The sequence below is a fragment of the Thioalkalivibrio sp. ALJ2 genome (assembly GCF_000378325.1).
GTDB lineage: Bacteria > Pseudomonadota > Gammaproteobacteria > Ectothiorhodospirales > Ectothiorhodospiraceae > Thioalkalivibrio.
Window position 1 is genome coordinate 641,957 of record NZ_KB899554.1, and the last position, 24,689, is coordinate 666,645.

General features: G+C 65.6%; 31 protein-coding genes. 25 read left to right on the forward strand and 6 right to left on the reverse strand.

The window, feature by feature from the left end:
• Positions 1 to 77: 77 nt before the first annotated feature.
• The 21 genes from ffh to F468_RS0103135 all read left to right on the forward strand — a co-directional run bounded on the left by ffh (position 78) and on the right by F468_RS0103135 (position 16,887).
• Entirely contained in the window at positions 78 to 1,466 is a 1,389-nt protein-coding gene (ffh, locus tag F468_RS0103035; protein ID WP_018137644.1) for a signal recognition particle protein, read from the forward strand.
• A 103-nt stretch (positions 1,467 to 1,569) separates the two neighbouring features.
• Positions 1,570 to 1,827: a 30S ribosomal protein S16 gene (gene rpsP, locus F468_RS0103040; protein WP_012981840.1), complete on the forward strand. Its 258-nt coding sequence runs from the start codon at positions 1,570 to 1,572 to the stop codon at positions 1,825 to 1,827.
• A 44-nt stretch (positions 1,828 to 1,871) separates the two neighbouring features.
• Positions 1,872 to 2,384, forward strand: coding sequence for a ribosome maturation factor RimM (gene rimM / locus F468_RS0103045; RefSeq protein ID WP_018137643.1), 513 nt, complete (start codon positions 1,872 to 1,874; stop codon positions 2,382 to 2,384).
• An 8-nt stretch (positions 2,385 to 2,392) separates the two neighbouring features.
• Positions 2,393 to 3,160 (forward strand): tRNA (guanosine(37)-N1)-methyltransferase TrmD, encoded by a 768-nt coding sequence (trmD, locus tag F468_RS0103050; RefSeq protein ID WP_018137642.1) that lies wholly within the window; start codon positions 2,393 to 2,395, stop codon positions 3,158 to 3,160.
• Positions 3,161 to 3,169: 9 nt separating this feature from the next.
• A complete protein-coding gene (gene rplS / locus F468_RS0103055; RefSeq protein WP_018137641.1) occupies positions 3,170 to 3,535 on the forward strand; it encodes a 50S ribosomal protein L19 in 366 nt (121 codons plus the stop codon).
• The gene (locus F468_RS0103060) at positions 3,535 to 4,110 is read left to right on the forward strand and encodes a methylated-DNA--[protein]-cysteine S-methyltransferase (protein ID WP_018994602.1); all 576 of its coding nucleotides are present in this window, start codon (positions 3,535 to 3,537) and stop codon (positions 4,108 to 4,110) included. The genes rplS and F468_RS0103060 overlap by 1 nt, the downstream gene beginning before the upstream one ends.
• Before the next feature lie 368 nt (positions 4,111 to 4,478).
• Positions 4,479 to 5,294 (forward strand): sulfur oxidation c-type cytochrome SoxA, encoded by an 816-nt coding sequence (gene soxA, locus F468_RS0103065; protein ID WP_018137639.1) that lies wholly within the window; start codon positions 4,479 to 4,481, stop codon positions 5,292 to 5,294.
• Between the two features lie 27 nt (positions 5,295 to 5,321).
• Positions 5,322 to 6,011, forward strand: coding sequence for a sulfur oxidation c-type cytochrome SoxX (soxX, locus tag F468_RS0103070; protein ID WP_018137638.1), 690 nt, complete (start codon positions 5,322 to 5,324; stop codon positions 6,009 to 6,011).
• A 255-nt stretch (positions 6,012 to 6,266) separates the two neighbouring features.
• Entirely contained in the window at positions 6,267 to 6,950 is a 684-nt protein-coding gene (gene soxX / locus F468_RS0103075) for a sulfur oxidation c-type cytochrome SoxX (protein ID WP_018174578.1), read from the forward strand.
• Between the two features lie 210 nt (positions 6,951 to 7,160).
• Positions 7,161 to 9,083, forward strand: a complete 1,923-nt coding sequence (gene htpG / locus F468_RS0103080; RefSeq protein ID WP_018994603.1) for a molecular chaperone HtpG — start codon at positions 7,161 to 7,163, stop codon at positions 9,081 to 9,083.
• A 119-nt stretch (positions 9,084 to 9,202) separates the two neighbouring features.
• Positions 9,203 to 9,685 carry a peptidylprolyl isomerase gene (locus F468_RS0103085; protein ID WP_018137635.1) on the forward strand — a complete coding sequence of 161 codons (483 nt, stop codon included), beginning with the start codon at positions 9,203 to 9,205 and terminating at the stop codon, positions 9,683 to 9,685.
• A 224-nt stretch (positions 9,686 to 9,909) separates the two neighbouring features.
• Complete coding sequence (locus F468_RS0103090) at positions 9,910 to 10,164, forward strand: bacterioferritin-associated ferredoxin (protein WP_018137634.1); 255 nt, start codon at positions 9,910 to 9,912, stop codon at positions 10,162 to 10,164.
• A 162-nt stretch (positions 10,165 to 10,326) separates the two neighbouring features.
• Positions 10,327 to 11,076 carry a MotA/TolQ/ExbB proton channel family protein gene (locus F468_RS0103095; protein WP_012981851.1) on the forward strand — a complete coding sequence of 250 codons (750 nt, stop codon included), beginning with the start codon at positions 10,327 to 10,329 and terminating at the stop codon, positions 11,074 to 11,076.
• Positions 11,063 to 11,461 (forward strand): biopolymer transporter ExbD, encoded by a 399-nt coding sequence (locus tag F468_RS0103100; RefSeq protein WP_012981852.1) that lies wholly within the window; start codon positions 11,063 to 11,065, stop codon positions 11,459 to 11,461. The genes F468_RS0103095 and F468_RS0103100 overlap by 14 nt, the downstream gene beginning before the upstream one ends.
• Positions 11,458 to 11,880, forward strand: coding sequence for a biopolymer transporter ExbD (locus tag F468_RS0103105; protein WP_012981853.1), 423 nt, complete (start codon positions 11,458 to 11,460; stop codon positions 11,878 to 11,880). The genes F468_RS0103100 and F468_RS0103105 overlap by 4 nt, the downstream gene beginning before the upstream one ends.
• Positions 11,880 to 12,761 carry an energy transducer TonB gene (locus F468_RS0103110; RefSeq protein ID WP_018994604.1) on the forward strand — a complete coding sequence of 294 codons (882 nt, stop codon included), beginning with the start codon at positions 11,880 to 11,882 and terminating at the stop codon, positions 12,759 to 12,761. The genes F468_RS0103105 and F468_RS0103110 overlap by 1 nt, the downstream gene beginning before the upstream one ends.
• An 89-nt stretch (positions 12,762 to 12,850) precedes the next feature.
• Complete coding sequence (locus F468_RS0103115; RefSeq protein WP_012981855.1) at positions 12,851 to 13,285, forward strand: hypothetical protein; 435 nt, start codon at positions 12,851 to 12,853, stop codon at positions 13,283 to 13,285.
• A 232-nt stretch (positions 13,286 to 13,517) separates the two neighbouring features.
• Positions 13,518 to 13,994 (forward strand): bacterioferritin, encoded by a 477-nt coding sequence (gene bfr / locus F468_RS0103120; RefSeq protein WP_018137661.1) that lies wholly within the window; start codon positions 13,518 to 13,520, stop codon positions 13,992 to 13,994.
• A gap of 44 nt (positions 13,995 to 14,038) precedes the next feature.
• Positions 14,039 to 14,245, forward strand: coding sequence for a hemin uptake protein HemP (locus tag F468_RS0103125; RefSeq protein ID WP_018994605.1), 207 nt, complete (start codon positions 14,039 to 14,041; stop codon positions 14,243 to 14,245).
• 124 nt (positions 14,246 to 14,369) lie between these two features.
• A complete protein-coding gene (locus tag F468_RS0103130) occupies positions 14,370 to 16,505 on the forward strand; it encodes a TonB-dependent receptor domain-containing protein (RefSeq protein ID WP_018994606.1) in 2,136 nt (711 codons plus the stop codon).
• Positions 16,506 to 16,695: 190 nt separating this feature from the next.
• Entirely contained in the window at positions 16,696 to 16,887 is a 192-nt protein-coding gene (locus tag F468_RS0103135; RefSeq protein WP_018137664.1) for a hypothetical protein, read from the forward strand.
• A 144-nt stretch (positions 16,888 to 17,031) separates the two neighbouring features.
• Here the strand turns inward: F468_RS0103135 and F468_RS0103140 are convergent, their stop codons facing one another.
• The gene (locus tag F468_RS0103140) at positions 17,032 to 17,295 is read right to left on the reverse strand and encodes a hypothetical protein (RefSeq protein ID WP_018137665.1); all 264 of its coding nucleotides are present in this window, start codon (positions 17,293 to 17,295) and stop codon (positions 17,032 to 17,034) included.
• A gap of 237 nt (positions 17,296 to 17,532) precedes the next feature.
• Between F468_RS0103140 and F468_RS0103145 the strand changes: the two genes are divergently transcribed.
• A complete protein-coding gene (locus F468_RS0103145) occupies positions 17,533 to 18,204 on the forward strand; it encodes a tetratricopeptide repeat protein (protein WP_018137666.1) in 672 nt (223 codons plus the stop codon).
• Between the two features lie 30 nt (positions 18,205 to 18,234).
• On the opposite strand, the gene F468_RS0103150 is transcribed toward F468_RS0103145, so the two are convergent.
• From F468_RS0103150 to F468_RS0103160, 3 genes are read right to left on the reverse strand one after another with little or no spacing between them, the layout of a single operon-like run.
• Positions 18,235 to 18,678, reverse strand: a complete 444-nt coding sequence (locus F468_RS0103150; protein ID WP_018137667.1) for a hypothetical protein — start codon at positions 18,676 to 18,678, stop codon at positions 18,235 to 18,237.
• Positions 18,679 to 18,703: 25 nt separating this feature from the next.
• Complete coding sequence (locus F468_RS0103155) at positions 18,704 to 18,919, reverse strand: hypothetical protein (RefSeq protein WP_018137668.1); 216 nt, start codon at positions 18,917 to 18,919, stop codon at positions 18,704 to 18,706.
• Positions 18,920 to 18,978: 59 nt separating this feature from the next.
• On the reverse strand, positions 18,979 to 20,103 hold the full coding sequence (locus tag F468_RS0103160; RefSeq protein WP_018137669.1) for a hypothetical protein: 1,125 nt from the start codon (positions 20,101 to 20,103) through the stop codon (positions 18,979 to 18,981).
• Between the two features lie 89 nt (positions 20,104 to 20,192).
• On the opposite strand from F468_RS0103160, the gene F468_RS0103165 reads away from it, so the two are divergent.
• From F468_RS0103165 to F468_RS0103175, 3 genes are read left to right on the forward strand one after another with little or no spacing between them, the layout of a single operon-like run.
• Positions 20,193 to 20,885: a hypothetical protein gene (locus F468_RS0103165; protein WP_018137670.1), complete on the forward strand. Its 693-nt coding sequence runs from the start codon at positions 20,193 to 20,195 to the stop codon at positions 20,883 to 20,885.
• Positions 20,878 to 21,390, forward strand: a complete 513-nt coding sequence (locus tag F468_RS0103170; RefSeq protein WP_018994607.1) for a YcgN family cysteine cluster protein — start codon at positions 20,878 to 20,880, stop codon at positions 21,388 to 21,390. Before F468_RS0103165 ends, F468_RS0103170 begins: the two co-directional genes overlap by 8 nt.
• Positions 21,391 to 21,398: 8 nt before the next feature.
• A complete protein-coding gene (locus F468_RS0103175) occupies positions 21,399 to 21,881 on the forward strand; it encodes a gamma-glutamylcyclotransferase (protein WP_018137672.1) in 483 nt (160 codons plus the stop codon).
• Between the two features lie 198 nt (positions 21,882 to 22,079).
• On the opposite strand, the gene recN is transcribed toward F468_RS0103175, so the two are convergent.
• The gene (recN, locus tag F468_RS0103180) at positions 22,080 to 23,741 is read right to left on the reverse strand and encodes a DNA repair protein RecN (RefSeq protein ID WP_018994608.1); all 1,662 of its coding nucleotides are present in this window, start codon (positions 23,739 to 23,741) and stop codon (positions 22,080 to 22,082) included.
• A gap of 7 nt (positions 23,742 to 23,748) precedes the next feature.
• Positions 23,749 to 24,627 carry an NAD(+) kinase gene (locus F468_RS0103185; protein ID WP_018994609.1) on the reverse strand — a complete coding sequence of 293 codons (879 nt, stop codon included), beginning with the start codon at positions 24,625 to 24,627 and terminating at the stop codon, positions 23,749 to 23,751.
• Between the last annotated feature and the right edge of the window lie 62 nt (positions 24,628 to 24,689).

Sequence of the window (24,689 nt, forward strand, 5' to 3'; positions counted from 1 at the left end):
CCGGGTGGCGGGGCCGGTATACTGTGCGGTCTTTCCCGGCATGGGCCGGGCCAGAACGAGCGAGACGAGGACAGACGATGTTCGACGGCCTTTCCAGCCGCCTCCAGGAGACCATGAAGCGCCTGAAAGGCCAGGCGCGGCTCACCGAGGACAATATTCAGGATGCCCTGCGCGAGGTGCGCATGGCACTGCTGGAGGCCGATGTGGCCCTGCCGGTGGTGCGCGAGTTCGTCAAGGACGTCAAGGAAAAGGCGCTGGGCCAGGAGGTCATCGGGAGCCTTACCCCGGGGCAGGCCCTGATCAAGGTCGTCCATGACGAGCTGATCGCGACGATGGGCGGGGAGAACGCCTCGCTGAACCTGGCGGTCCAGCCGCCGGCCGTCGTGCTGGTGGCCGGCCTGCAGGGCGCGGGCAAGACCACCAGTATCGGCAAGCTCGCGCGCCTGTTGCGCGAGCGCGAAAAGAAGAAGGTCGCGGTGGTCAGCTGTGACGTCTATCGGCCGGCGGCGATCCAGCAGTTGGAGACCCTGGCCGGGCAGGTCGAGGTCACGTTCTATCCCAGTGACATCAGCCAGAAGCCCGAGGCGATCGCGAGCGAGGCGGTCACGCGAGCGCGTCGTGACGGCACCGAGGTGCTGCTGGTGGATACCGCCGGGCGGCTGCATGTCGATGAAGACATGATGGCCGAGGTGAAGGCCCTGCATCAGGCGATCGACCCGATCGAGACCCTGTTCGTGGTCGACTCCATGACTGGCCAGGACGCGGCGAACACCGCGCGCGCCTTCGGCGAGGCCTTGCCGCTGACCGGCGTGGTGCTGACCAAAGCTGACGGTGACGCCCGCGGCGGTGCCGCGCTGTCGGTGCGCCAGATCACCGGGGTGCCGATCAAGTTCATCGGTATGGGCGAGCGCCCGGATGCGCTGGAGCCGTTCCATCCCGAGCGTATCGCCTCGCGCATCCTCGGCAAGGGCGATGTCCTGTCCCTGGTTGAGGAGGCCAGCCGCCAGGTCGACCAGGACAAGGCCGCAAAGCTCACGCGCAAGCTGAAGAAGGGGCGCGGTTTCGACCTGAACGACCTGCGCGAGCAACTCGGTCAGATGCAGAAGATGGGCGGGATCAGCTCGATGCTGGAAAAGCTGCCCGGGGGCGGCAAGTTGCCGGACGCGGTGAAGAACCAGGCCAACGACAAGGAGATTGGTCGCATGATGGCCGTGATCTCGTCGATGACCGAGCACGAGCGGCGCCACCCGGACGTTATCAAGGGTTCGCGCAAACGCCGGATCGCCGCCGGATCTGGCACTCAGATTCAGGATGTGAATCGCCTGCTCAAGCAACATGCGCAAATGAGCAAGGCGATGAAGAAATTCTCCAAGGGCGGCGCATCGAAGATGATGCGTGCCCTGGGGGGCAAAATGGGTGGCATGGGTGGAATGGGTGGCCCCGGCGGGGGCATGCCGTTTCGCTAGTTAGCCGCTGTCACGGCCGCCGGCACCTTGTGCTGGCGGCGGGATTCGTTATAATCGCGCGTTTTCTCGAGAAAACGGACTCAAACGGGGTTCAACAGAACATATGGTTACGATTCGCCTGCTTCGCCGCGGCGCCAAAAAGCGCCCGTTCTACTCGATCGTCGTCACCGATTCGCGTAAGCGTCGGGACAGCGGTTACAAAGAACAGATTGGCTTCTTCAACCCGGTCGCCCGCGGTCAGGAAGAGCCGCTGCGCATTGATCTGGAACGCGTGGACTACTGGCTGGGCCACGGCGCCGGCATGTCCGAGCGCGTGAACCACCTGGTCAAGGGCTACCGCAAGCAGCAAGCCGCGGCCTGAAGCCGTCGGTTCGCTGATTACGCGTAGTAGACCGAACTCCGGTGATGAACGAGGCGGGTGAACGCATCCGCGTCGGACGCGTCTCCGGGGTGTACGGCGTGAAGGGCTGGGTCCGGATCTTTTCCGAGACCGAGCCGCGCGCCGCGATTGCCGACTTCCCCCGGTTGTGGCTGCGTTCCGGCGCCGGCTGGCGGCTGGCGGATGTCGAAGCGGGCCGGGCCCACGGGCACGGCGTCGTGATGAAATTTGCCGAGACCGCGGATCGCGAGGCGGCCTACGGCCTGATGGGCGCCGAGCTGGCGATCGAGCGCGACTGGCTCCCACCCGCCGAGGATGGCGAGTACTACTGGGCCGACCTGCTGGGCATGGAGGTCGAGCACCAGGACGGGACCGCGCTGGGGCGCATCTCGGGATTCATGGAGACCGGTGGTGCCAATGATGTGCTGGTTGTGCGCGGTGATCGCGAACGACTGATCCCCTGGGTGCAGGGCCAGTACATCCTGGATGTGGACCTGGAGGCTCGGCGGTTGCGGGTCGACTGGGATCCGGAATTCTGAGGCGGACGATGCGCTTCGATATCGTCACGCTGTTTCCGGAGCTGGTTACGGCGGTGGGCGAATCCGGGGTGACCGGGCGGGCGGTGCAGCAGGGCCGGCTCGCGCTGGAGACCTGGAACCCGCGTGACTGGGGGGCCGGTTTCCACCAGGCGGTGGATGATCGCCCCTATGGTGGCGGCCCCGGCATGGTCATGCAGTATGCGCCGCTGGCGTCCGCGCTGGAGGCGGCGCGGGCCGACGCGACGGCGCCCCTGCACGTGATCGCCCTGACCCCGCAGGGGCGGCCGATCCGGCAGGCCATGTTGCGAGAGCTGGTCAGGAAGCCGCGGGTGGCGCTGGTGTGCGGCCGCTACGAGGGCATCGACGAGCGCTTTATCGAGGCGCAGGTCGACGAGGAATGGTCGCTGGGCGACTATGTCCTGTCCGGTGGCGAGCTGGGCGCGATGGTGGTGATCGATGCCTGTGCGCGCCTGCTCCCGGGTGTGCTCGGCCATGCGGATTCCGCCGGGCAGGACTCGTTCAGCGAGGGCCTGCTCGACTGCCCGCACTACACGCGGCCAGAGGTTGTGGCAGGGCGTGCGGTACCGCAGGTCCTGCTGGGTGGCGATCATGGTGCCATCCGACGCTGGCGCCGACGCGAGGCGCTGGGGCGAACCTGGGAGCGGCGGCCGGACGTGCTGGCGCGCGAAGAACTCGGGGCCGAGGATCTGGCCCTGTTGGACGAATACCGTGTGGAACGCCGGAAGGGCGGTCCGCACACCGAAAGCGATGATTGAGGTCGAACGATGAACAGCGTGATTCAGCAACTGGAAGCCGAACAGATGAAGTCCGACGTACCGGACTTTGGTCCGGGTGACACCCTGGTGGTGCAGGTGAAGGTGCGCGAAGGCGAGCGTGAGCGCCTGCAGGCCTTCGAGGGTGTGGTGATCGGCAAGCGCAGCCGTGGCCTCAACTCGGCGTTCACCCTGCGCAAGGTCTCCTACGGCAACGGCGTGGAGCGTACCTTCCAGACACACAGCCCGCAGATTGCCGAGATCAAGGTGAAGCGTCGCGGCAAGGTCCGTCGCTCGAAGCTGTACTTCCTGCGGGATCGCACCGGCAAGGCCGCGCGCATCAAGGAAGATATCAAGGCGAACCGGAACGGCGCCTGATGACCGGGGTGGCCGCGCAGCCCCGCTCGCGCCCACCCGGTTTTCCGTTGTCGGCCGAATCGGCCATGCGAAGCCAGCGCTGTCTCCTGCCGGGAGTCGCGCTGGCTTTTGCGTGGCTGGAGTCCGGGCAGGGCGACCTGCTGGCCTGCGGCTGGCAGCGTCCCGACGATCCACCCGACCTGTCCCCACTGCGGGATATCCCGACCGCTGACCGGTCCCCTCCTGCCTTCGACCCTGCAGACTACGCCCGCGATCCGGGGCAGTGGCGGGCGACGCAAGCCGTACCACCGGGGACGGAGCACGCCCGCCGGGTCTGGGCCGCACTTTCGGCCATCCCCGTCGGCGAGGTGCGGACCTACGCGCAAATTGCCTCCCAGGTCGGCTCGGCCCCGCGTGCCGTGGGCCAGGCCTGCCGCGCCAACCCCTGGCCGTTGTTCATCCCCTGTCATCGCGTGGTGTCCGCGCGTCACCGCGGTACGCGCGACATTGGTGGCTACGCGGGTGACCAGGATGGCCCGTTGGCCGAGGTGAAGCGCGCCCTGCTCGTTCACGAAGGCGTGCTTCAGCTCGACTAGCGCTTTTTACTCCTGTCACTGGCAGTGCGCCGGTAGTGCGAGGCGCGGTTTCCTCCCCTTGTTCAAAGGCTTGCCAGGCATTACGCCTGGCCTGGCTCGTGCCGACAAGCCGACACCACCGAAAATTCCATCACTCGGTGGAATAGAAGTCGCGTATGCTGCGTCTGCCAGACGGTGCTGGGCTCCGAGAATCCTTGAAAAACAGACTGTTAGAAAACGCTAATATAGCTTTTTGTGTTGACAGCACGGACCCCGGTTCAGCACTCTGCTACACAGGTCCGGGCCGCTCCGGCCACGGACCGTATCGAAAAAACCGTGTGATGGAGGTTTCCATGTTCAAGAAAGCATTGCTTGCGTTGCCCGTAGCAATGGCGGTCGGGGTTGCGGGTACCGCGGCCCAGGCAGAATGGCAGGATCCGAACGATGTCCTGCAAAAGCTGCTCGAAGCGCAGCCCGACTCGAAGTACCTGCATCAGAGTGAAATGAACATCATGATGATGCCGGACAACCCCGCCCTGTGGCTGCTGGATGACGGCGAGCGCCTGTTCTACGAAGAGCGTGGCCCGAACAATGCATCGCTCGAAAGCTGCGATTTCGGCAAGGGCGAGGGCGTCCTGGACGGCGCCTATGTCGAGCTCCCGCGCTACTTCGAGGACACCGGCAAGGTGATGGACTTCGAAATGCGCCTGGTGCATTGCATGAAGGAGATCCAGGGCTTCACCGACGATGACTCCGCTGTCTCCCAGCGTCACGGGTCCGGTTCGGACATCATGCGTCTGACGACCTACATCGCGCATCAGTCCTCTGGTTACGCGTGGAATCCGCCGCTGGATCACCCGAAGGAAAAGGCGATGCGTGACGCCGGCGAAGTCCTCTTCTTCCGCCGTGGCGGCGCGATGGATTTCAACTGCGCGGCGTGCCACGGGTCTTCTGGCAAGCAGATCCGTGCGTCCGTGCTGCCGGAAATGCGTAACTCGCAGGAGTGGACCAAGGCGGTTTCCTGGCCGGCCCACCGCGCGGGACAGGACAATGTCCGCAGCCAGAACCATCGTATCCGTGGTTGCGTATGGCAGATGCGTCATGCCGGTATCCTGCCGGATACCCCGGTGAACACCGCGCTGATCTCCTACTGGAATGACGCGGCGCGTGGCGAACCGGCCATCCTGCCCGACCTGAAGCGGTAACTACGGACGCAATAGGAGACATCAAGTATGTTTAATAAAAACACTGTTGCGGCCGGTGTAGCCGCATTTGCATCCGTCGCCCTGGCCGCTGGCTGTGCGGTCGCCGATGGCAACAAGGCGGATGACGTGGATATCACGGCCATGAGCGCCGAGGAGCTGGCTGAGCATCTCATCTTCGAGACCAACAGCTGGCGTGATCAGGAAATGCAGGAAGGCGGTGGCTGGCGCGACCGCATGACTCAGGACGAGATCCAGAAGGCCTGCTCGTTCGACTCTACCCGCAATGATCTGGACGGCGAGACGGCCGGCAAGGTTGTGGCTCTGGCGCGTGAGCAGTACCAGGCGCCGGAAGGCGACATCGAGCTGGGTGACTGGCGCAAGGGTGCCGAGCTGGCGGATTCCGGCTACGGCTACCGCATCGGCCACAACGTCGATGACCACGGCACCCGCGAGCAGGGTGGCAACTGCTACAACTGCCACGTGATGGATTCGAGCGTTTCGGTCCAGGGCACCATCGGCCCGAACCTCGAGAACTACGGGGCGCAGCGTGGCGACAGCCAGGAGATCCGCCAGTATGTGCATCAGGTGATCTCCAACCCGCATCAGTACTTCCCCTGCGGTGAAATGCCGCGTTTCCAGGGGCTTCTGACCGAAGAGCAGATCAGCCACATCATGGCCTACCTGCTCGATCCGGAGTCCCCGGTTAACAACCGGTAAGTCGTCTTGCACGACAGCTGCTCGGCCCCTTCGGGGCCGGTGCAGCAAGGCAGTAGAGCGGGTTGTCGCGCACGACGCGTGGCAACCCGCTTCCTTACGAATTTCTGCGGTTGGGTGCTTGCACGGCTCTTTTACGAGCGTGCCCGCCGGGCCGCACAGATGGGCTGAACAGGGGAACCGATGGACCGCGGGATTGGTGCGGGCACGGGCTAAGAAAAGCCATCGGTCATGACGGGCGTGAGGGGAGGCTCAGGGATGTTCAATAAGAAAAATCTGACTGCCGCGGTGGTGGTTTCGGCATCGGCGGCGCTGGCGGGTTGCGACCAGTTCTTCCAGGACGCCTCGGACCGCGAGGTCGACATCACCCAAATGAGCCCCGAGGAGCTGGCCGAGCATCTGGTGCTCGAGACCGATAGCTATCGCATGGACCAGGAGGTGCAGGAAGGTGGCACCGGCCGGGAGCGAATGAAGCAGGACGAGGTCCAGGCCTTGTGCTCGCTCGAAGGATCCCCGGACAGCGAAACCGCAGGCCAGGTGGTCGCGGCCGCGCGTGCCTCATACGAACGACCCGATGGCGGAGTGGAGCTGGGCGACTGGCGCCGCGGCGCCGAACTGGCCCGTTCCGGCTATGGCTATCGCGTCGGGCACAACAACGACGACCACGGCACCCGCGAGCCGGGGGCGAACTGCTACGCCTGCCATCAGATGGACCCGGCGGAAACCACCTATGGGACAATCGGTCCGAGTCTTGCAAACTACGGCCGCGAGCGCGGCACCGATGAGTCAGTGCTGAACTACGTCCATGAGGTCGTCAGTAACCCGCACCAGTATTTCCCTTGTACCTACATGCCGCGATTCGGGCGCAATTTCCTGACCGAGGAGCAGATCAGCCACGTCATGGCCTATCTGCTGGATCCCGATTCGCCGGTGAACCAGTAAACCGTTCACACGGTCGCGGGCGGGTCTGAGAGGGCCGGCCCCCTTGGACCACCGCGGGCTGCCCGCGGTGGTTTTTTTATTTGTAGGGGCCGGGTGCTGGCCACGACTAGAGGACGTCGCGCGGAGCCTGCGGGCTTGAAAATGCGAACGCTGCCCCCAAGGTGCGTGCTGTAGAACCCATCCAAGCGCACGAGAGGAACGTACAGGACCATGACGGACACGCAGACCGCATCGGCCGCCGAGGGCCATACCGAGACCCGCCGCTTCGAGACCGAGGTCAGCCAGCTGCTGCAGCTGATGATCCACTCGCTGTATTCCAACCGCGAAATCTTCTTGCGCGAATTGATCTCCAACGGTGCCGACGCCTGCGACAAGCTGCGCTTCGAGGCGCTGGCCCAGCCCGACGCGATCCCGCAGCCGGCCGAGCTGGCGATCGACGTCGAGGTGGACAAGGACGCGCGGACCGTCACCGTGCGTGATAATGGCATCGGCATGTCGCGCGACGAGGTCATCGAGCACATCGGCACCATCGCGCGTTCCGGCACGAAGGCCTTCCTCGACAAGCTGACTGGCGACCAGAAGAAGGACTCGCAGCTGATCGGCCAGTTTGGCGTCGGGTTCTACTCCTCGTTCATCGTGGCTGATCACGTCCGCCTCGAGACGCGTCGCGCGGGGACGCCCGAGGAGGCCGGTACCCGCTGGGAGTCGCGCGGCGATGGCGAGTACACCCTGACCGACTGCGAGCGCCCCGAGGCCGGCACCGAGATCACGCTGACGCTGAAGGAGGATGCCGACGAATTCCTCGAGTCCTTCCGTCTGCGTCACATCATCAGCCGCTACTCCGACCACGTGGCGTTCCCGATCCGTATGCGCAAGGCCGATGACGACGGCAAGCCCACCGACGAGTGGGAGACCGTCAACCGCGCCAGCGCACTGTGGACCCGGCCGAAGAGCGAGATCAGCGACGACGAGTACCGCGAGTTCTACAAGCACGTCGCACACGACTTCGAGGATCCGTCCGCCTGGACCCACAACCATGTCGAGGGGCGTCAGGAGTACACCACGCTGTTCTACATCCCCAAACGCGCCCCGTTCGACCTGTGGGACCGCGATGCGCGCCACGGCGTCAAGCTCTACGTGAAGCGCGTGTTCATCATGGACGACGCCGAGAAGCTCCTGCCCAACTACCTGCGCTTCGTGCGCGGGGTGGTGGACTCGGCCGATCTTCCGCTGAACGTCTCGCGCGAGATCCTGCAGGACAACCGCCTGGTCGACTCGATCCGTTCCGGCTCGGTCAAGAAGATCCTCGGCCTGCTGGAGAGCATTGCGAAGAACGAACCGGAGAACTATGCCGAGATCTGGCAGAACTTCGGCCGCGTGCTGAAGGAGGGCCCGGGCGAGGACCACGCCAATCGCGAGAAGATCGCGGGCCTGCTGCGCTTCGCCAGCACGCAAAACGATGACGACACCCAGAACGCCTCGCTGGCCGACTACATCGGCCGAATGAAGGACGGCCAGGACGCGATTTACGTAATCAGCGCCGACAACGCCAGCGCGGCGCGCAACAGCCCACACCTGGAGATCTTCCGCAAGCACGGCATCGAGGTGCTGCTGCTGTCCGACCGGGTCGACGAGTGGCTGCTCTCGCACCTGCGCGAGTTCGATGGCAAGCCGATCAAGAATGTCGCCAAGGGTGACCTTGATCTGGACAAGATCATCGGTGAGGACGCGGCAAAAGAGGGTGCCGCGGACGACAGCGCGAAGGCCGACGAGGATCTGGGCGACCTGCCGGAGCGCATCCAGGCCGCACTGGGCGAGCGCGTCGACTCCGTGCGCGCCTCGAAACGCCTGGTCGATTCGCCGGCCTGCATCGTGCTCGGCGAGCACGAAATGGCGCTGTACCTGCAGGAACTTCTGAAGCAGGCCGGGCAGGAGACCTTCTCCAGCAAGCCGGTGCTCGAGATTAACCCGAAGCACCCGCTGGTCGAGCGCCTGCGCGCGGCCGAAGGGGACGACTTCGGTGATCTGGCCTCGCTGCTGTTCGACCAGTCGCTGCTGGCGGAAGGCGGCCAGCTGGAGGACCCCTCCGGCTTCGTTTCGCGCCTGAACCGTCTGCTGCTGCAAAAGGCCTGATCACGGAACCAGGGAGGGTTGCCCCTCCCCCCGGAAACCGCCCCGACAAAGGGTGGACCTGACGCCGCGGGGCCATGCGCGTTACCCTGTGCGGTTCACATATCGAGAGGGCGAAGCCCATGCAAGTTGCACAGAACGCCGTGGTGTCCATCCACTACACCCTGACCAACGATGCTGGCGAGACCATCGACAGCTCCGAGGGCCGCGAGCCGCTCGCCTATCTGCACGGGAATGGCCAGCTGGTTCCGGGTCTTGAGCGCGAGCTTGAGGGCAAGGCCGCCGGTGACAAGGTCCAGGCCAAGGTGGCGCCGGAAGAGGGCTATGGCGAGAAGATCGAGGCCATGGTGCAGGAGATCCCGCTGGAGGCCTTCCAGGGCGTGGACTCCGTGCAGCCGGGCATGCAGTTCCAGGCCGAGACCCAGAATGGCCCGCTGACCGTGACCGTGACCAAGGTCGAGGGCGATACCGCGACCGTGGACGGCAATCACCCGCTGGCTGGCGAGAACCTCAACTTCGACGTCGAAGTCGTCGAAGTGCGCGAGGCCTCCGCCGAGGAGCTGGAGCACGGCCACGCCCACGGCGTCGGCGGTCACCAGCACTGAGTTTGTTGTCAGGCCCTCGAGAGGCGCGCGTACGTCGCGTTTCCTGGCCTGCCAAGTGCTTTTTAAGGCCCCGCGAATGCGGGGCTTTTTTCGTCTGGCTGCGTGGAGCGGCGGTGCAGCGCACTTCTGCGGCATGCGAAACCCGTTCAATCGCTAATGGTGTTGCAAACCATTCTCAGTAATCGTATCGTCCGCCTCAGTGGCCAGGTAGATTGAGGAAGGCGATGATCGTCTGTATCTGCAAATCCGTTCGCGAGCGCGATATTCGGGAACTGATCGATTCCAGCCAGGAAGGCCTGCGCATGCGGGATCTTCGCGATCGTCTGGGCGTGAGTTCCGAATGTGGCAAGTGCGCTCGTCGAGCGAATTGCCTGCTGAAGGGGTGCTCCCGTGATACCGCCGCAAATGTGCTGCAGGTGTCGGGAACGCGCACGCCCCCGGAGCCTGCCGCCCGACCCGGCCCCGCCGTGGCCATGTAAGGCTGCCACCCTCTTTGTCGTATTGTATTGGAGCGCGGTGGCGGGTCTGCCGTGCTCGTTTCTTCTAGAGCCGCCGTCCGTTTTGCGGTGCCCTGCCGCGTTGGAGGCCGGGGCGTCGTCGGCATGGGCGGCGTGCATTTTCAGAACGCTCGGAGCTAAGCGATGAATTTCGACCAATGGATTCCATCGGAGCGCCTGGCCGGCTTTCTCGACGCGGGTGGGCCCGTCGTCCTGATCCTGCTGGGGGCCTCGGTGGTCGCACTGGCCTTTGTGCTGGTCAAGCTGTGGCAGTTGTGGCGCATGAGGGTCACCGATGTGCGTCCGGCGGATGAAGCGCTGAACCGCTTCCACCGCGGGGATATCCAGGGTGCGATCCAGTGTGCCGAGGCCACCCCCAATCCCGCCGCGCGGGCGGTGGCGCGGGGCATCCGGGGCCTGCAGGCCGGCGCGTCGGAGTCCATCGTGCGGGAGGAGGTCGTGCGCTACGGTAACGCGACCATCCAGTCCCTGCGTCAGGGGCTGCGGCCACTCGAAGTGATCGGCGCGCTGGCGCCTTTGCTGGGCCTGCTGGGTACCGTGATGGGGATGATCCGCGCCTTCCGAGCGATGGAAGAGGCCGGAAGTCAGGTGGACCCGGCGGTCCTGTCCGGTGGTATCTGGGAGGCCCTGCTGACGACCGCCGTCGGGCTGGCGGTCGCGATCCCGGTCGTGGCGGCACTCAACTGGCTGGAGACGCGGGTGGAGCGGGTCGCGCACCGCATGGATGATGCCGTGACCCGCCTGTTCACCGGGGGGCAGTACGCGGCCGTACCCCTGACCGCCGAGAGCCCGGTCCAACCGAGGCCTTGCGAGGCTGACGAGGCAAACTCGCCTGGGGGCGCTCTGCCCCGAACGGCCGATGCTGGACACTAGCCGCCCGCGCCGACGCAATCTGATCAGCCTCACTCCGCTGATCGATGTCGTCTTCATCCTGCTCGTGTTCTTCATGCTCGCCTCGAGCTTCCTTGAGTGGCGCGCGGTGCAACTCGAGGCGCCGGCCGAGGCCGGTGGGGCCGGCTCGATGGAAGGCGCCATGCTGGTCGAGATCCGGTCGGACGGGCTGCGGCTGGCGGGAGAGATGCTGTCGGAGGGCGACCTGCACGACCGTATCAGCGCGCGCGTGCGCGAAGAAGCGGACACGCGGGTCCTGGTGATGCCGGCCCCGGGGGTCAGCATGCAGGACACCGTCAACGTGCTGGAGGGACTCGCAGATGTTGGGGCGCGCAATCTTTCGGTAATCCGGCAGGCACAGCCATGATCGGACAGCGTCGCCACTTTCAGGTTGCCCATCGCCCGCGCAACGACGACGAGAGCATCCTGCCGCTGATCAACATTGTTTTCCTGTTGTTGATCTTCTTTATGGTGGCTGGCCAGTTGAGCGCGATCGATCCGTTCGAGGTCGAACCGGTGGAGTCGGCCGTGGATGGCCAGCCCGGGCCGGACGAGTTCATGGTGATCATCGGGACCGAGGGCCGGCTGGCGGTTAATCAGGATGAAGTCGATCTTGACGAAATGGCCGGCCTGGTACGCGAACACGTCGAGCGTCACGGAGATGCGGCCCGGGTCCGTGTGAAGTCGGATGGACGGGCGGAAGCCGTCGAGGTCGTCGGGGTGCTTGAACGCCTGCGCGAGGCGGGGATCGAGCGCATTGATCTGCTGACAGTACCGGAAGTCTGATGCAGCCGACGTTTCGACACTGGATGGTGGCCATCGTGCTGGCGGTCGCGTTGCACCTGCTGGTGGCGATGGCCTTCCTGCTGCGCGACCCGCCGGCGGGCGCCGAGGATGCCGGAGTGGGCGGGCTGGAAATCTCCATGGCGGCCGCTGGTGGTGCTCCTCATGCCCAGCAGGCAGAGCCGGCCGAGACTACGGAGGCCGAGCCTGTAGACGACGAGCCCGTGGAGGCGGAGCCTGTCGAAGCGGTCGACGCGGAACCTGCGGAACCGGAACGTCAGCCCGTCGAAGAGGCCGAGGTTGTCGAACCCGAACCCGAACCCGAACCCGAACCCGAACCCGAACCCGAACCCGACCCCGAGCCCGACCCCGAGCCCGAGCCCGAGCCCGAGCCCGAGCCAGAGCCAGAGCCAGAGCCAGAGCCAGAGCCAGAGCCAGAGCCAGACTCCGATGCGGACTCTGTGGAGGCCGCGGATGCCTCCCCGACGGATGAGGACGCCGAAGCGGTCGAGGACGACCCTGGCGACGAGGAAGCCGGTACTCCGGGTGCCGGTGCCACTCCTGCGGACGCTGATGCCGAAGGTGGTGGTGAGCCGGGTGTGGATCCCGATTATCTTGCGGAACTGCAGGCTTGGGTGGAGCAACACAAACGCTATCCGCGCCAGGCCCAGCGCCGCAGAGAAGAGGGCACGGCATCGGTCTGGTTGCGGCTCGATGGAGATGGCAACGTCGTCGACTATCGGATCGAGGAGGGATCCGGCAGCCGGATCCTGGATCGGGCGGTCGAGGAGATGGTCGAGCGCGCCGATCCGTTTCCGGCGCCGAGCGCGATCGATCGAGACGAGTTCGAGATCGTGGTTCCCGTAACGTTTTCCATTCGCTGACCAGGAGTGGAGCACCGTCACGGACACCGGCATGAGGACCGATGACCCGGACCTTGGCGGCAGACCCAGTTGAAAACGAGGACTTACCCATGCATTTACCAGGCAGGAGCATCCGGATACTGATCGCGGGCCTTTTCGTATTCGGCCTTTCGGGAAACGCGGCAGCCGAAGCGGACCCCGAGATCAGTGTCCAACTCAACAAGCTGGAAGCCGACGGTGATGACTGTCGTGCCCATCTGGTACTGGAAAATGCCCTGGGTGAAGCGCTGGAATCATTCCAGCTGGATATGGTGGTTTTCGACAAGGAGGGGGTTATTCAGCGCCGCACCGCAGTCGAACTGGCACCGCTGCGGGAGGGGAGCACTTCCGTGCGGGCCTTCCGGATGCCGGACACGGACTGCGACGGCATCGGGCGAATCCTGATCAACGAGATCGCCGCCTGCGAAGGCCCCGAGGGCGCGATAGAGGGCTGCGTCGATCGGCTGGAGATCGAAAGTCTGGCGGATGTGCCCCTGATTCGTTGAGGCAGGTGCCAGGAGATTACCGTGGCCTGTCCAGCCGGTTTCGCTGCAAATATAGATAATGGTGTTGCAAATCGTTCGCATTACCGATATTGTATCGACGCGTTGAGGGTGCCTTGCATCCGGGCGAAGCCGGGCGGGATAGTGGGGACGGACCCTGGCGGTCCCGGGGTCTCTTTAATCAATCCGGCGTTTGACCCGACCAACCCCAAAATATCTTCTCAGGAGAGTTCTGATGCAAGGCGATAAGGATGTAATTCGTTACCTCAACCAGGCCCTCAAGGGCGAGTTGACCGCGATAAACCAGTATTTCCTCCATTCCCGCATGTTCAAGGACTGGGGGCTGGAGAAACTGGCCGCGGCCGAATATGAAGAATCGATCGACGAGATGAAACACGCGGACGAGCTGATCAACCGCATCCTGTTTCTCGAAGGGCTGCCCAATTTGCAGGACCTGGGCACGCTGAGTATTGGCGAGAACACCCGCGAGATCCTGGAAGCGGATCTGGCGCTCGAGCATGCGGGTACCCCCATCTACCGCGACGCCATTGCCCACTGCGAGCAGGTGCGGGACTTCGTGACGCGGGATCTGCTGCAAAAGATCCTGGACAGCGAGGAAAGCCATATCGATTGGCTGGAGACGCAGCTGCAGCTCATCGATCGCATCGGTTTGCAGAACTACGAGCAGAGCCAGGCGAGCTCCGCGTCGTAACCGTTACGAGTACGACCGCCCCCGGGGCGGCCGGGGAGACAAACATGAGTTTCAGTGAAGGCGGGCGCATCCCGGCATCCAAGGCGTTCCCCCCGGCCGACCGGGGCGTATGCGACGGCCCTGGCGCTGTGCCTAGGGAGGTCGCGTCGAGCGAATTGCTGCGCGACGCCGACCGTCTGTTTATCCGCCACGAGGGGCAGTGTTACACCCTGCGGGTGACCTCCAGCAAGAAACTGATATTGACCAAGTAGTTGTACTGAAGGAGTTTTCAGGCAAGCCAGCCAGCGCCGGAATCAGCCGGAGCCCGCCAGCCAGCCTCCCGTGATGCTGACCAGCCCTATGGTCAGTCGGACGTCTTTTACAGGGAGACTGATCATGATGAAGAAGCAATTGTTGGCTCTGTCGGTGGGGGCGGCGCTGGCAACCCCCGTAGTGTACGCACAGGAGGATCCCTCCAACGGCACAGAGCGCCTCTCGCCGGTCGTCATCACGGCGGGCGGTTTCGAGCAGGATCTCGAACAGGCGCCGGCCAGCATCTCCGTGGTGACGCGCGAAGAGCTGGAGCGCCGCGAGGTCACCAGCCTCGCGGATGCACTGCGCGGGGTCGAAGGGGTGAACGTGCGCTCGCTGGATGCCCGCAGCGGCAAGACCGGCAATCAGACGATCAGCCTGCGCGGCCTGCCCGAGGAATACACCCTGGTGCTGATCGACGGTGTGCGCCAGAACGTCTCCGGCACCGTGGCCCCGAATGCATTTACGGATGCCTCCAGCGTGTTCATTCCGCCGGTTGCGGCAATAGAGCGGATCGAGGTGATTCGCGGCCCGATGTCCACCCTGTATGGCTCCGACGCGATCGGGGGCGTGGTCAACATCATCACCCGCCAGCCGGGTGACGAGTGGGAGGGCTCCGCAACGCTGGGGCATACGTTCCAGTCGGATTCCGACTTTGGCGGCTACTCCACCCTGGAAGGCTATCTTGCCGGCCCGCTGGTGGACGAACGCCTGTCCATGCAGCTGTATACGCGTCTGTACGAGCGCTCGGCCTCCAGCATCGACATCCCCGGCACCGAGCCCAGCCTGACCGACAACCGCACCATGGGGCAGAACCCGACGAGCGCGAATGTCGAGACCTTTGGCGGTCGCCTGCTGTTCACACCCAATGCGCAGGATGAATTCTCCCTGCGGCTGGATACCACGCGACAAAGCTATGACAACTCGCGCGGACAGCTCGGGCGCCTGACGGGCACGGGCGATTCACGCGAGGACTTCCTGCGCGGCTATTCGCGCGACCTCGAGTTCCAGCGGGATCAGGTGCGTCTCGGCCATCGGGGCGAGTACGACTTCGGGACCTGGGAGACCACCCTGACCCAGGATCGGGTGGAGACGCTCGGGCGTACGATCAACGAGGGGGCCGTTCCGGATGCCTCGCGCGAAGGCGCGCCGCGAACGCTCCGGCTGGACACCACGATCCTGGATACTCAGGTGGTCACGTATCTGGATGACCACGTGCTGACGGTCGGGGGGCAGTATCTGCGTCCGAAGCTGGAAGACGGCATCCTGCCGGATTCGCTGTCTTTCTGGCAGTACAGCCTGTTCGTCGAAGACGAGTGGTTCATGACCGACCGGTTCACCCTGACCGGTGGTCTGCGGTTTGACGACAATGAAAACTTCAGCAGTCAGATCACGCCGCGCCTGTACGGGGTGTTCAGTGCGACGGACACCGTCACGCTCAAGGGTGGGATCGGTCAGGGCTTTCGCGCCCCGTATATCGAGCAGATCACCGGCGGGGTGATCGGCTATGGCGACGGTGGCTCCACGCCGCTGTTCGGCAACCCGGACCTGGAGCCCGAGCGCAGCACCAACGTCGAGTTCACTGTCGCCTATGACAACCGCCAGGATTTCTCGGCCCAGGCGACCGTGTTCCGCAACGAGCTCAAGGACAAGATCGAACGTGGCACCGGGGCCAATGAAGGCATCGACGTAAACATTGGCGAGTCCGTAGTGCGGGGGCTCGAGCTCTCGACGCGCTACCGCTTCGCACCCGACTGGGCGTTCTCGGCCAACTACACCTGGACGGACAGCGAGGTAAAACGGGGCGGGACCGCCGCCAGCAACGTCGGCGACCCGCTGGCCAGCGTGCCCGAGCACATGCTCAATGCCCGACTGGACTGGCAGGCGACCCCGCGGGTCGAGGCCTTCGCCGAGGCCGAGTACCGCTCCAGCGCCTTCCGCCCGCGCAATTATCACGAGCCGCAGGACGGTGGCAGCGCGCAAGGCGCCTACGATGCCCTGGGAGATTTCCACGGGTTCACGATGGTGAACGTCGGTGCGGCCTACCACATCTCCGAGAACGTCACGCTGAACGCGACGATCTACAACCTCTTCGACAAGGACTTCAAGGACTACCGGCCGTATGCCCGGGAGGACACCGGAGAAACCACCTTCAGCAATGTCTACAACAACATCTACGAGCCCCGGCGGCTGTTCGTTTCGCTGAATGCCCGTTTCTGATCGGTTGCCACCGGGCCCGCCGAAAAACCGGACGTCGATCACAGTGTGGCAGGGCAGGTGCCTGGAGCGGCGATCATTCCGGTTTGCCGATGGTCCCAACGCCCGAGTCCAGCAAGCGGCGGTCCTCGACAGAGGTCGCCGATTGGACTATCTACGAGAAGGATCCATTTTCCGGTAAAGGAGCGAACCGATGCTCAACAAGTCTCGACTGACGATTTTCTTCCTGGCGCTGATGCTGGCGCTGGGCGGTGCCAGCCTCGCCGGCTGTGACAACCAGGGCCCGGCCGAAGAGGCGGGCGAAGACATTGATGACGCCATGGATGATGCCGGCGATTCGATGGAAGATGCTGGCGAAGAGATGGAAGACACCTTCGACAACTGATCGTTAGTTGTCAGGTTTTCTGATCCAGAAGGGCAGCGGCCATTGTCGCTGCCCTTTTTGTTTGCGGTGTTCGATGCAGTCGGTCGGACATAAAAAAGGAGGGGCCTGGCCCCTCCTTTTGCGTGCTTCAGGCAGGTGACAGGACTAGAAGTCCTGTTCGCCACCCTCGTCCGCGGGCGGTTCCATGCTGCCTTCTTCATCCGGCATCTGGCCGCCTTCCTGCGGGGGTTGCTGCTGTTGCATGCCCTCATCCGCCGGCGGTTGCATCGGCTCGCCACCACCTTGTTCCTGCTGCTCCATTTGTTGCTGCTCGAACTCTTCCATGTCCATGTCGCCTTCGCCGCAGCCGACCAGCAGGGCGAACGGGGCGATTGCGAGCGTCGCCAGAATTCCAGTGGATCGTTTCATAATGCCTCTCCTTGTTGTCCGAAGGCTTTGGGTGAGTCGTGCGTGAAAACACTCTGCTTTCCGTGCAGGGGACAACAACCGTTTTTATGAGTTCGACCCGATTTTTCGGCGCGTCCCTAGCTGTGCCGGCCGTCACGAAAGACTGTGTGCCAAATCGCCCTCTACATGAGGGGGCGTTAAAGTGAACTCACTACTACCCGGAGGGTCCCGGACAGTACCGGGTTCGCAGGACAGACGATGGCTGATACTCCAGAACTGGAAAACCTCGTGGAGCAGGCCCGCAAGGCCTGGGGGCGCGGCGATATCGAGGCCGCGATCGACGGCTGGCGCGCCGGTGCCGCAGCTGGCGATGCCCGCTGCGCCTATAACCTGGGCGTCCTGGCCGACGAGGGGCAATATCAGCCGCGCGATCCGGAAGCGGCCGCGCGCTGGTACCGCCGGGCAGCGGAGGCCGGCTTTCCGGATGCGGCCTTCAATCTCGCCGTCCTCTACGAGCAGGGCGATGGCGTCGCCCCCGATGCCAACGAGGCCGCCCGCTGGTTTCACGTAGCGGCCGAGCGCGGCAATGCCCAGGCGATGTTCAATCTCGGGCTCAAATTCGACGAGGGGCGCGGGCTGCCTCAGGACGCCGAGCAGGCCGCGCAGTGGTATCTGCTGGCAGCCGAGGGCGGCGAGGGCCGGGGTGCTGCGAATCTGGGGCGGCTGTTCGCGATGGGCGAGGGCGTGGAGCGCTCGGACGTATCGGCGTTCAAGTGGTACGCGATCGCCGCCGAGATGGGCGTGGCCAACGCAGCCCGCTATCGCGAGCGCGTGGCCCGAGAGCTGTCTCCCGACGAGCGTTTGCATGCGGGCGAGAAGGCTCGCGAGTGGTTACAAAGCCAGGGGCAGCCGGTGACGCGGCTGCAATAATCGGCGGGGTTGGTGCTTCAGGTGGCGTTACTAGACCACCACGTTAAGTTCGCGCCGTGGCTCCTCGGTGGGGCCTGCCAGGCGCACGGCCAGTTCCACCCGGCGGCGCAAGGCCTCGACGCCGTCCTGTCCCAGCGAACTGCCATCACGAATCGCTGAATCGTCCTGCGTGTCGCCATCGCGGCGCATGCGGGCCGCCTCCTGCTCGGCGCTGATGCGCGCTCGGCTCGACAGTTCCTGTTCGGAACGCGCGCCGAACTCCAGTGAGCGGTCACTCTGATCGCCACCGCGGCGATCGCTATCCTGCTCCGCATCGTCCTCGATCGGGCGGCGGGCCTCGCCGGCCTCGGGGTCGTTCAGCGGGCGGTCAAACTCCGCGGGTGCCGAGGTCTGGCCGAGTCCCAGGCGATCGGAACCGGTCGGCCGCGTGCCGAGCGGGACTGCCGCCGAAGGATTGCTGACTGGGACTTCCATCGTCCGCCTCCCGGATTCCGCCGTCTCAGGCGCGCACGTCCAGCAGCGAGCCGATCATGCGATCTTCGGCCTGAAGGGTTTTCACCGAGGCCTCGACCTGATTCTGGCTCGCGATCATGCCGACCTGTGCGGTTGTGCTTTCGCGCCCGCCGGCCGGTTCGGTGGCCACCGTATGCGCCTGCTGGCGCAGGCTGGTGACACCGTTCTGGATGCCCGTCAGGGACGCGCTGCCATCGATCATCGGGTGAATCCGTTAAATGAACGTCTTGAAGATTATAGATCAATTACTTGGAAGACGCTTCATGCGTTGGCGAGACTGCCGGTCAGGGCATCGCGAACGGTGGAGCGGGCATTGGCCTGGCGCTGCTGCCATTGCGTCAGATCATCGCGTCGATCCTGTGCGGTCCGGCCCTCGGCCAGGCGTGCGAGTACCTCGTCGGCCACCTCTTCCGGCGTGCTGCCGCGCGAGACCAGGCCGGTGTGCTCGGCGGCCATCCGCAGGCGGGTGGCGGCATCCGGCCGAGCCGGGTCGTCCGCCGGGCCGCAGACGACGGCACTGCCGTGGGCCAGGGGCAGCCCGAGGTCCGGCGGCGTCTCGCTGGCGGCCAGTGTGCCGCCAGGCAGGGTGATGTGCGCGCAGCCATAGGCCGAGTGCAGGGTCTCGGGATCCTCGATGTAGTACACCCGGTTCTTGCGCGGCACAAAGGAGGTCATGAAGCGGTTGTGGCGGATGATCGGGAGTGAGTACTTGATCGCGTCGCGGTACACCGGCTCGTGGCGTTCGCGGTCTGCCGGCGCCAGCAGCAGGATCGCGGCGGTCTTGCGCAGCACGGCGAACAGCACCGCGAACGCAAAGGCCTCTTCGCCGGGCCCCGTGTTGGGGGCGAGCAGGATGGGGTGCCCCTTCTCGTGGTATTCGCGAAAGCGTTCGCAGAAGTCCGTGTCGGGCGCCGGGGCCGCGGGCAGCTCGACAGCCCCCGCGATCGGGTCGCCGATCACCTGTGTCCCGGGCGCGTTACAGGCCTGATCGCGCGCGGCGAAGATCCCGGCCCACTCGACGCCGGCAGGTGCGTCGCCCTCGGCGTTCATCCAGAGGCGAGGCGCGGTGATCGCGGCCAGTGGCGAGCCCAGTTTGCCAACCGGGCCGATGACGACCACGGCCCGTGGTTGCAGACGTGCCAGGCGCTCCCGGGCCAGGTCCGGTGGCAGCGCCACTGCGGGCCGGTCATCACCCGGGTCGGACAAGTCTCCATCGCGTTCGGCATCGGTTACGCCGAGCGTTAGCGGGCCCGCCTTGCTGGCCAGGTCGTCCAGCCAGTCGCCGGCGGCCAGCAGGGTCTGTTTCGGGGCCAGCACGACGATGCGACCGGCACTGCCGGCAGGCACGGAGCGGGCGGTGATCCAGGCGGACAAACGTGAGAACATGGCGGGCTGTCATCCGGTGGTCAACGGGAGGGCCGGCATTATACGAGAGCCGGCGCGTCGGGGCCGCCTCGCGTCGGGGAGTGCAAGGCATGCAGATACGCTGGATCGTGGGACTGATCGCGATGGCCGTGATCATGGCGCTGGCGATGTGGGTCTATTCCAACCCGGGCGGTCAGCGTACCCAGCAGTTCACCGACCTGCCCTGGCAGGTACAGGTGATCGACGAACAGCGCACCCGCGTGCTGGGCATTACGCTGGGTGAATCCACCATGGCGGACCAGATGGGCCGTCTGCCGGTGCCGGATATCCGCCTGTTCGTGGACCCGGACGGCAGTCGTTCAGTCGAGGCCTATTACGTGAACGCGCGCATCCCGCCATTCGAGACGAACCTGGTGCTGCGCCCGGATCTGGACGAGGCCGACCTCGATCGCATCGAGTCCCAGACGACCTCCGATCGGCCGATGCCCAGCGGGGCATGGCGCTACGGGCTGAGCGACGAGGCACTCAGTTCACTGGGCAATGTGCCGATCGTCGAGATGAGCTACATCCCCCGCGCGCGCTGGACCCACGACGTCCTGGAGGAACGCTTTGGCGAGCCGGCCGAGCGCATGCAGATCGATTCCGACCACAGCTACTGGCTTTATCCGGATCGTGGCCTGGCCATCATGGTGCCGCGCCGAGGACGTGTATTGATGCACTTCGTGACCCAGGAGCGCTGGGCCCAGACGGTGAGTCGCTTGCGTGATGAAGGACGGCGCATGCTCGGCGAGGATCATGAGTGATCCCGTCGACCGGGCCCCGGTCCCGTTCTGGGAGCGTCCGCTCGAGACGCTGAGCCACGCCGAGTGGGAGGCCCTGTGCGATGGCTGCGGCCGCTGCTGCCTGCACAAATTGGAAGACGAGGACTCGGGCGAGCTGGCCTTTACCTGGCTGGCCTGCGATCTGCTCGACTGCGAGACCGGCGCCTGTTCGGACTACGTGAACCGGCGCAACTTCGTGCCCGACTGTATCCAGCTCACCCTGGAAGACCTGCCCAACTACCACTGGCTGCCGCCCACCTGCGCCTACCGGCTGCGCTTCGAGGGCCAGCCGCTGCCTACCTGGCACCCTCTGCTGACAGGCGATCCGGAGACGGTCAAGCGCGCCCGCGTCTCGGTGGCCGGAAGGGTCATCCGAGAGTGTGATGCCCCGGATCTCCCCCTGATCGACTACGTGGTCGACTGGCCCGGCCAGGTGCCGGAGTCCGCGCGCCTGTGGCGCCCGGTGGTACGGCTCTCGCAGGAGTAGGCATCGGTATGGCGGCGTTTGTTGACCTGTTCGTGTACGGGACGCTGAAGCAGGGCTTCGCCAACCACCGCGCATTCTGCGCGCGGGCCCTCCGGATTCGTACGGCCAGCATCGCGGGGTCGATCTATGACCTGCCCGTGGGCTATCCCGCCGTGCAGGTCCCTGGCAGCAGCATTCTCCTGAAGGCCGGTCAGGACCCGGCCCGTGACGCGGGGCGTCAGCACCGCTTTCGGGGTTTGACGCAGCCAGTCCCGGAGGGGACGCAGGGGCTTGTGCACGGCGAGTGGATTCGCCTGCCCGATCCGCCACGGACCCTGCCACACATCGATGCCCTCGAGGGCGTGCGCGCGGACGGCCGCGGGGAGTATCGCCGTGCCCTGGTGCCCGCCTGGACCGAGGAAGGCCCGGCGGCCCTCTGGGTCTACTGGATGCCACGCCTGCCGCCCGGCGCGCGCCATCTGGCGGACGGCACCTGGCCGGCGCGGCCCTGAACCGTATGACCCACTCACTGGTGGTGATTCTGTAGCGTCCGCTCCACGATCCGCGCGGGGTGTAGGATGCGGATGAGCGCAGCGAATCGCATCATTGGGGTTGAAGCAGGTTCCACGCTTGAAGCGATGCGATGCGATGCGATGCGATTCGCTGCGCTCATCGCATCCTACGCTTTGCCTTGTGGTCTGAGTGCCGGATTATCCAGCAGCGGCGAGGAGTTCGCGGGCGTGGGTGCGGGTGGTCTCGGTGAGCTGGGTGCCGCCGATCAGGCGGGCCAGGGCCTCCACGCGGCGCTCGTCGTCCAGGGGCTGGATGGCGGTGCGGGTGCCGTCCTTGCCGTGCGACTTCTGCACCTCCAGCTGCTGGTGGGCCTGGGCGGCGACCTGCGCCAAGTGGGTTACGCACAGCACCTGATGGCGCTCGCCCAGGGTGCGCAGCTTGCGCCCGACGACCTCGGCGACCGCGCCGCTGATGCCGCTGTCGACCTCGTCGAAGATCAGCGTGGGCACGGTCTGCTGCTGGCTGGCCAGCACCTGTAGCGCGAGCCCGATACGCGAGAGCTCGCCGCCGGAGGCGACCTTTGCCATCGGCTGGGGGGCAGCGCCGGGGTTCGCGGCGACTCGGAACTCGATGTGATCCACGCCGTGCGCCTGCGGCTTGTCGGCGGGCTCGATCGCGATCTCGAAGTGGCCGCCGGACATGCCCAGCTCCTGCATGGTGTCGGTGACTGCCTGACCGATGCGGCTGGCGGTCTGCTGGCGGGCCTGGCTCAGCGCCTTGGCGGCCGCATCAAAGGCGGTACGGGTCTCCTGTTCGCGCGCCTCCAGGGCCTCGAGGGTCTGGTCGCCGTTCTCCAGGGCGTCCCGCTCGGTCTGCAGTTCGTCGTGCAGGCCCGGTAGGGCCTCGGGATCGACGCGGTGCTTGCGCGCCAGGCGCAGGTACTCGCCGACGCGCTGGTCCAGCTCGGCCAGGCGCTCCGGGTCCAGTTCGATGCCGTCGGCCAGCCGGCGCAGGGTGTCGCCAGCCTCGTCGATCTGGATGCGCGCGGATTCCAGTAACTCGACAGCCGGGTTGACCCGTTCGTCGTGCTGCGCGGCGTCTTGCAGTGCGTGCAGCACATGGCCGATCTGGGCATCGAGTCCGGCGTCGTCCTCGATCTGCTGGCTGGCGGCCTGCAGCGCGCTCAGCACCTCGGTGCCGTGGGCGAGCTGGTTCTGCTCGACCAGCAGTTGTGGGTACTCGTCCTGTACCGGGGCCAGTTCGGCCAGCTCGGTGGTCTGGAAGCGCAGCAGATCGAGGCGGTCGGAGGTGTCGGCCTGGCTCTCGCGGGCCTGCTCCAGCGCACGGGCGGCCTCGCGCCAGGCTTGATGGGCCTCGCGCACGCGGGACACGCGGTCGCCTTCGAGGAAGCCGTCCAGCCAGTGGCGCTGAGTGTCGCGCTGCAACAGCTGCTGATGGGCGTGCTGGCCGTGGATGTCCACCAGCCACTCGCCCAGCGTGCGCAGCTGGCCGACCGCGACCGGGCGGCCGTTGATCCAGGCGCGACTCTTGCCCTGGCGGGTCAGGACCCGCCGCAGGAGCACCGCGTCGTCATCGGGGTCCGCCAGATCCTGTTCCGCCAGCCACGTGCTGGCCGGGCCCGTGTCGGGCAGGGCGAACTCCGCGGTCAGGTCGGCCTGCTCGGCCCCCTCGCGCACCATGCCCGCATCCGCACGGTCGCCCAGCAGCTGGCCGATCACGTCGATCAGGATGGATTTGCCGGCCCCGGTCTCGCCGGTCAGGGCGCTCAGGCCCGTGTCCAGCTCCAGTTCCAGCCGGTCGATGATCGCGAAGTCGCGGATGCTGATCAGTCGCAGCATGGCGGGATCAGGGCTGCTCGCCCCAGCGCAGCTTGGTGCGCAGGACGCGCAGGAAGTAGTGCTCGCGCGGGTGGATCAGGGTCAGGTTGCGCTCGCGGCGGCGGATGCGCACCAGATCGCCGGGGGCAAAGTCGATGTTCTCCTGGCCATCCAGCGCAATCTGGGCCGGCGACCGGCTCCCGCTGGACAGGCGAATCTCCACCGTGGAACGGCCGCTGACCACCAGCGGGCGGTGGTTCAGGCTGTGCGGGCAGACGGGGACCATGACCATCGCGTCCAGCTGCGGGGTCAGGATCGGGCCGCCAGCGGAAAGGGCGTAGGCAGTGGAGCCGGTGGGGGTGGCCACGACCAGCCCGTCGGCCCGCAGGCGGCCGATGTCCATGCCGTCGATCGCGGTGTCGAATTCGATGATGCGCACCACGCTCAGCACGTGCAGCACCACGTCGTTGAGCGCGATGCCTTCGTGGATGGTGACACCGTCGCGGATCAGCTCGGCCTCGAGCATCGCGCGCGGTTCCAGCTCGTACGCGCCATCGAGGACCTCGCCCAGCTCCTCGCAGGCCGTCTCCGGCGAGACGTCCACCAGGAAGCCCAGTCGCCCGAGGTTGATGCCGAGTATTGGGGTCTCGTTGTCGGCAATCCGCCGGGCCGTGGCCAGCAACGTGCCGTCGCCGCCGATTACGACCAGCAGATCGGCGGCCTCGGCGAGTTCGGCCAGGGGGAGCAGGGCGATGTCGTCCGGACGGTCGAAGCCGGGGATGTCCTGCTCCATGTGGACCTGGCGGCCGCGCGAGTGCAGCAGCTCCACTAGCCGTGCCACCAGTGGGCCCGTGCGCGAGTCGCTGGTCTTGCCCACCAGCCCGATCGTCTTGAATTCCGGCATCATGGCGGCATTATCCGGAAAAGGGCGGGGGACTGCATCCGCGGTTTCTTGACGTCTCCCGGTGC